Annotated in this window: 4 protein-coding genes; 3 read left to right on the top strand and 1 reads right to left on the bottom strand. The window is 60.2% G+C overall.

Annotated features, from left to right (window positions below; all coding sequences use genetic code 11):
* Positions 1-26 precede the first annotated feature (26 nt).
* The gene (locus tag GIR22_RS08275) at positions 27-1,967 is read right to left on the bottom strand and encodes a BCCT family transporter (RefSeq protein WP_343039642.1); all 1,941 of its coding nucleotides are present in this window, start codon (positions 1,965-1,967) and stop codon (positions 27-29) included.
* A 380-nt stretch (positions 1,968-2,347) separates the two neighbouring features.
* Between GIR22_RS08275 and betI the strand changes: the two genes are divergently transcribed.
* The 3 genes from betI (at position 2,348) to betA (ending at position 6,362) form a co-directional block, all read left to right on the top strand.
* Positions 2,348-2,941, top strand: a complete 594-nt coding sequence (betI, locus tag GIR22_RS08280) for a transcriptional regulator BetI (protein WP_154742862.1) — start codon at positions 2,348-2,350, stop codon at positions 2,939-2,941.
* A 110-nt stretch (positions 2,942-3,051) separates the two neighbouring features.
* Positions 3,052-4,524 (top strand): betaine-aldehyde dehydrogenase, encoded by a 1,473-nt coding sequence (betB, locus tag GIR22_RS08285; protein ID WP_154742863.1) that lies wholly within the window; start codon positions 3,052-3,054, stop codon positions 4,522-4,524.
* Between the two features lie 137 nt (positions 4,525-4,661).
* Positions 4,662-6,362 (top strand): choline dehydrogenase, encoded by a 1,701-nt coding sequence (gene betA / locus GIR22_RS08290; RefSeq protein WP_154742864.1) that lies wholly within the window; start codon positions 4,662-4,664, stop codon positions 6,360-6,362.
* Positions 6,363-6,413: the final 51 nt, after the last annotated feature.

Consider the following 6,413-nt stretch of genomic DNA (forward strand, 5'->3'; position numbering starts at 1 on the left):
TTCCCACTCTGCGTGGGAACGTTCACTCAGCTATAGACACGGCCAAGGAGCTGCCGATGGCTTTCAAACTGATCGAGCACGTCCCGGGTGATCTGCTCCGGGGTGAAGCCCATCAGGTCGTAGTCCTGACTCCCGTTGTGCAGGTAAACCTCGGCGCGGTAGTAGCGCGTGCGCTCTTGCGCCGCGTCGGCCGACTCGCTCGGCCCCGCCAGGTAGCCGTCCAGGCTCACCTCGTAGACAAACGGATTGCCCTCTTCCATCTCGATCCGCACACCCATGCAGCGTTTGGATTTACCGAGCAAGGTCTGCACGTCCAGCCCTTGGCCGCGCATGGCCACCGCTGCTTCCTCCAACGCCGGCGTCACCTTTTTATCCATGAAGCGCTGCACCACGGCCTGGCTCGGTTGCAGGTCCTGGGCGGTCAAGCGCTCGCTGAAACCACGACGCCCCCGCTCAGCCAACTGCGCCTGCTCCAGCTCGATCGCCACATCCTGGCGCATGGCCTTGTGCAGACCGAACATGAAGAGAATCAGCACCACCGAGAACGGCAGGCCAGCCAGCACCACCATGGTTTGCATGGCTTCGAAGTTACCGGCAAACAGCAGGCCGATGGTCACCAGGGTGATCACCGCCGACCAGAAAATCCGCAACCAGTGCGGCGCATCTTCGTCAACATTGCCGCCCTTGCAGGACAGGTTCGCCATCATCACCGCGCCGGAGTCCGCCGGGGTCAGAAACAGGACGAAGCCGACAAAAATCGACACACCGATGACGACTTTCGACGCCGGGTAATACTCAAGCAATTGGTAGATCGCCATGGACGGCTGCTCCAGGGCAGTTTTCCCCAACTCCACCGCACCATGGTTAAGCACCAGGTCCAGGGCCGAGTTGCCGAAGATCGACAGCCATGCCAGGGTGAAGCCCAATGGGATCAGCAACACGCCAGCCACCAGTTCACGTACGGTACGGCCACGAGAAATACGCGCGATGAACATACCTACGAACGGTGCCCAGGAAATCCACCAGGCCCAGTAGAACAGAGTCCACAGGCCCATCCAGCGTTCGGTCTTGTCGGCGTCGCCTTCGTACACATAGAGGTCGAAGGTTTTCAGCACGATGCCGTTCAGGTAATCGCCGGTGTTTTGCACCAGACCGTTAAGCAAGTGCAGGGTCGGGCCGAACAACAGCACAAAAATCAGCAAGCCGCTGAACAACACAATGTTCAGGTTGGACAGGCGGCGAATGCCGTTTTCCACACCCGACACGGCAGCGATGGTCGCCACGGTGCTCATCACGATGATCACGATCAGCAGGTTGGTGTTGCTGTGCTCCATGCCGAACAGGTTTTCCAACCCGGACGACACTTGCATCGAACCAATCCCCAGGTTGGTTACCAGGCCCAGCAACGTCACGAACATACCGAAGCCGTCCACCGCATGACCGGCCGCGCCCTTGACCCAGCGCTCGCCTACCAACGGGTACAGCGCCGAGCGCAAAGCCAGTGGCTGGTTATGACGGTAGGCAAAGTACGCCACGGCCAGGCCGACCAATGCGTAGATCGCCCAGCCGTGCAGCCCCCAATGCAGGAAGGTCAACTGCAATGCTTGACGTGCAGCGCCGTTGCTGGCGGCTGCGCCTTCAGGCGGGTTGAAGTAGTGGTCCAGCGGCTCGGACGCACCGAAGTACAGCAGCGAAATGCCGATCCCCGACGAGAACAACATGCCGGCCCAGGCGCCGTAGCTGAAGTCAGGGGTGTCGTCCTTGCTGCCCAGCTTCAATTTGCCGTAGGACGAAAACGCCAGGCCCACCACAAATACCAGGTAGGCGGCGATGACCACCATGTAGTACCAGCCGAAGCTTTTGGAGAGCCAGGCCTGTGCCACCGCGAGCACTCTACCGGCCTCTTGCGGGGCGATAATCAAAATAGCGGTCAACAACAGAATCAACGCGGTGGAGGTGTAGAACACCCAACCGTTGACCCGTACCTTTTCCGGCGGGGTCTTTATCAGAGAGGCAGAACTCATGGCACAGATGCTCCAGGCAGTGCGAGAGAGGAGCGCAAGGCAGCGCTTGACCCATGCCATCGTTTTTTCGGCAGTCGACGGACGGGTGATATAAAGACACCCCGAAAATCCTTGAACCCCACCAAAGCGCTGGCTTGAGCGGTTTCAAGGGTTTTTTCAGGTGTCAGGTGTCGCCGCTAACACGCAGGAAATACCTGTAGGTAGCGACCATTTGTCGCAGATCTTATTCTTTGTTGATTGAACGTTCAATCAAAACAAAATAGACTGGCCATCAAACCGACGGGCGTATATCGCCCATCGGTAGGCCTGAGGAGAGGTGCTACATGCCCAAGGTCGGTATGCAACCCATACGCCGCCAGCAGTTGATCGAAGCCACATTGACGGCCATCGATCAGGTCGGGATGGGAGATGCCAGCATTGCGCTGATCGCCCGTCTGGCCGGTGTCTCGAACGGCATCATCAGTCACTACTTTCAGGACAAGAATGGCCTGATCGCCGCCACGATGCGGTACTTGATGAGTGCGCTGATCGAGAACGTCCACGAACGTCGGCTCGCCTTGAAGGACGACAGCCCACGGGCGCACCTTCAGGTGATTATCGCAGGCAACTTCGACGCCAGCCAGGTCAACGGCCCGGCGATGAAAACCTGGCTGGCCTTCTGGGCCACCAGCATGCACCACCCGTCTTTGCACAGGTTGCAGCGGATAAACGATCACCGCCTGTATTCCAACCTGTGCTGCCAGTTCCGCCGTGTGCTGCCGCTGTCCGAAGCACGTAGCGCAGCCCGAGGCCTGGCGGCCCTGATCGACGGTTTGTGGTTGCGCGGCGCATTGTCGGGAGACGCTTTCGACACGGAGCAGGCGCAACGGATCGCTTACGAATACATGGATTTTCAATTGGCCAAGCAGGTGAGTTAGAGCACACATAAACGCTCACACCTGAACTGCTGTTGATCGGTGTTGCCACAACCTTATGGCCTCACCTTTGAGCGGCTAACGCCAACCACTTATGCACTTGCGAGGACTTTATGGCCCGTTTCGAACTGCAAAAACTCTACATTGACGGCTGCTACAGCGACGCTGGCAGCGATGCCACCTTCGAAGCCATCAACCCGGCTAACGGTGAAGTTCTCGCCCAAGTGCAGCGCGCAACGAAAGAAGACGTTGAACGCGCCGTGGTCAGCGCCGAAAAGGGCCAGAAAATCTGGGCCGCGATGACTGCCATGGAGCGTTCGCGCATTCTGCGTCGTGCCGTGGACATCCTGCGCGCACGCAACGACGAACTGGCCGCCCTGGAAACCCTGGACACCGGCAAGGCGTTCTCCGAAACCAAGTATGTCGACATCGTTACCGGTGCCGACGTGCTGGAATACTATGCAGGCTTGGTGCCGGCGATTGAAGGCGAGCAGATCCCCCTGCGCGACACTTCGTTTGTCTACACCCGTCGCGAGCCACTGGGCGTTGTCGCCGGTATCGGCGCATGGAACTACCCGATCCAGATCGCCCTGTGGAAATCCGCTCCAGCCCTGGCGGCCGGCAACGCGATGATCTTCAAACCGAGCGAAGTCACCTCGCTGACCACCCTGAAACTGGCTGAGATCTACACCGAAGCCGGCGTTCCAGCAGGCGTGTTCAACGTCCTGACCGGCAGCGGCCGTGAAGTTGGCACCTGGCTGACCGAGCACCCGCGCATCGAGAAAATTTCCTTCACCGGCGGCACCGACACCGGCAAGAAGGTCATGGCCAGCGCTTCGAGCTCTTCGCTCAAAGAAGTGACCATGGAGCTGGGTGGTAAATCGCCGCTGATCATTTTCGACGACGCCGATCTGGATCGCGCCGCCGACACCGCAATGATGGCCAACTTCTACAGCTCCGGCCAGGTCTGCACCAACGGCACTCGCGTGTTCGTACCCAAGCACCTGCAAGCGGCGTTCGAAGCCAAGATCGCTGAACGCGTTGCACGTATTCGCATTGGCAACCCGGAAGACGAGAACACCAACTTCGGCCCGCTGGTCAGCTTCGCCCACATGGAAAGCGTGCTCGGCTACATCGCCAAAGGTAAAGAAGAAGGCGCCCGCCTGCTGTGCGGCGGCGATCGCCTGACCGAAGGCGATTTCGCCAAGGGCGCCTTCGTGGCCCCGACCGTGTTCACTGACTGCACCGACGAGATGACCATCGTCCGTGAAGAAATCTTCGGCCCGGTGATGAGTATCCTCACCTATGAAACCGAAGAAGAAGTCATCCGTCGTGCCAACGACACCGACTTTGGCCTGGCCGCCGGCCTGATCACCAAGGACTTGAACCGCGCTCACCGCGTGATTCATCAACTGGAAGCCGGTATTTGCTGGATCAACGCCTGGGGCGAGTCCGACGCGAAGATGCCGGTTGGTGGCTACAAGCAGTCGGGTGTTGGACGTGAGAACGGGATCAGCTCGCTCAATAACTTCACGCGCATCAAGTCCGTGCAAGTCGAGTTGGGCGACTACGCCTCGGTGTTCTAACCCACTCCCGTAGCCGCTGCCGAGGCACGAGGTTGCGCTGCGGTCCGCAGGACCGCCGCTCGGGGCTGCTTCGCAGCCCATCGCAGCCCCGTTGCCTCGGCAGCGGCTGCAGACCAAATCTAGAGAGGGTGCATCTAATGTCCCAAGAATACGACTACATCATTGTTGGTGCCGGTTCCGCCGGCAACACCTTGGCAACCCGCCTGACCGAAGACGAAGGCGTCACCGTCCTGTTGCTGGAAGCCGGCGGCCCGGACTATCGACTGGACTTCCGTACCCAGATGCCAGCCGCCTTGGCCTTCCCGCTGCAAGGCCGCCGCTACAACTGGGCCTACGAGACCGATCCAGAGCCACACATGGACGGCCGCCGGATGGAATGCGGTCGCGGCAAAGGCCTGGGCGGTTCCTCCCTGATCAACGGCATGTGCTACATCCGTGGCAACGCCATGGACTACGACAACTGGTCGAAACTGCCAGGCCTGGAAGACTGGGCGTACCTGGACTGCCTGCCGTACTTTCGCAAGGCAGAATCCCGTGACATCGGCCCCAACGACTACCACGGTGGCGAAGGCCCGGTCAGCGTGACCACGCCGAAAGCCGGTAATAACCCACTGTTCCACGCCATGGTGGAAGCAGGCGTACAGGCCGGTTACCCGCGTACCGACGACTTGAACGGCTACCAGCAAGAAGGCTTCGGCCCGATGGACCGTACCGTGACGCCGAACGGCCGTCGCGCCAGCACCGCTCGCGGTTACCTGGACACCGCCAAGAAACGTTCGACCCTGACCATCGTCACCCACGCGCTGACCGACAAAGTACTGTTCGAAGGCAAGCGCGCCGTCGGCGTGAGCTACCTGATAGGTAGTGCCGAAGAACGCATTGAAGCCCGTGCCCGTAAGGAAGTGCTGGTGTGCAGCGGCGCCGTCGCTTCGCCACAACTGCTGCAACGCTCCGGCGTGGGGCCGGCCAAACTGCTGGAAAGCCTCGACATCCCGGTGGTCCATGACCTGCCAGGTGTCGGTGAAAACCTGCAGGACCACCTTGAGTTGTACCTGCAATACGCGTGCACCCAACCGGTCTCGCTGTACCCGTCGCTGCTCTGGTACAACCAGCCGGCCATCGGTGCCGAATGGCTGTTCAACGGCACCGGTATCGGCGCCAGCAACCAGTTCGAAGCGGGCGGCTTTATCCGTACCCGTGAAGACTTCGAATGGCCGAACATCCAGTACCACTTCCTGCCGGTGGCGATTAACTACAACGGCAGCAACGGTGTGAAAGAGCACGGCTTCCAGGCGCACATGGGTTCCATGCGTTCGCCAAGCCGTGGCCGCATCCAGCTGAAGTCGAAGAACCCACGGGACTACCCGAGCATCCTCTTCAACTACATGGCGAGCGAGCAGGACTGGCAGGAATTTCGCGATGGCATCCGCCTGACCCGTGAAATCATGCAACAGCCGGCATTGGACCCGTTCCGTGGCCGCGAAATCAGCCCGGGCATCGCGGTGCAAACCGATGAGCAACTGGATAAGTTCATCCGTGAGCACGCCGAAACCGCGTTCCACCCCTCCTGCTCGTGCAAGATGGGCACCGACGAAATGGCCGTGGTCGATGGCGAAGGTCGCGTGCATGGCATGCAAGGCCTGCGTGTGGTCGATGCCTCGATTATGCCGATCATCACCACCGGCAACCTGAACGCGCCGACGATCATGATCGCCGAGAAAATCGCCGACAAGATCCGTGGCCGCCAACCGCTGCCGCGCAGCACGGCGGATTACTACGTAGCAGGCGATGCGCCAGTACGTGGCAAGCCGTTGCGTGAAGTGAGCCCGACTCTGTAGGAGCGAGCTTGCTCGCAAAGAACCTTGGAACACCGCGGGGCACCTGATGCC

Source organism: Pseudomonas karstica (assembly GCF_009707515.1).
Classification (GTDB): domain Bacteria; phylum Pseudomonadota; class Gammaproteobacteria; order Pseudomonadales; family Pseudomonadaceae; genus Aquipseudomonas; species Aquipseudomonas karstica.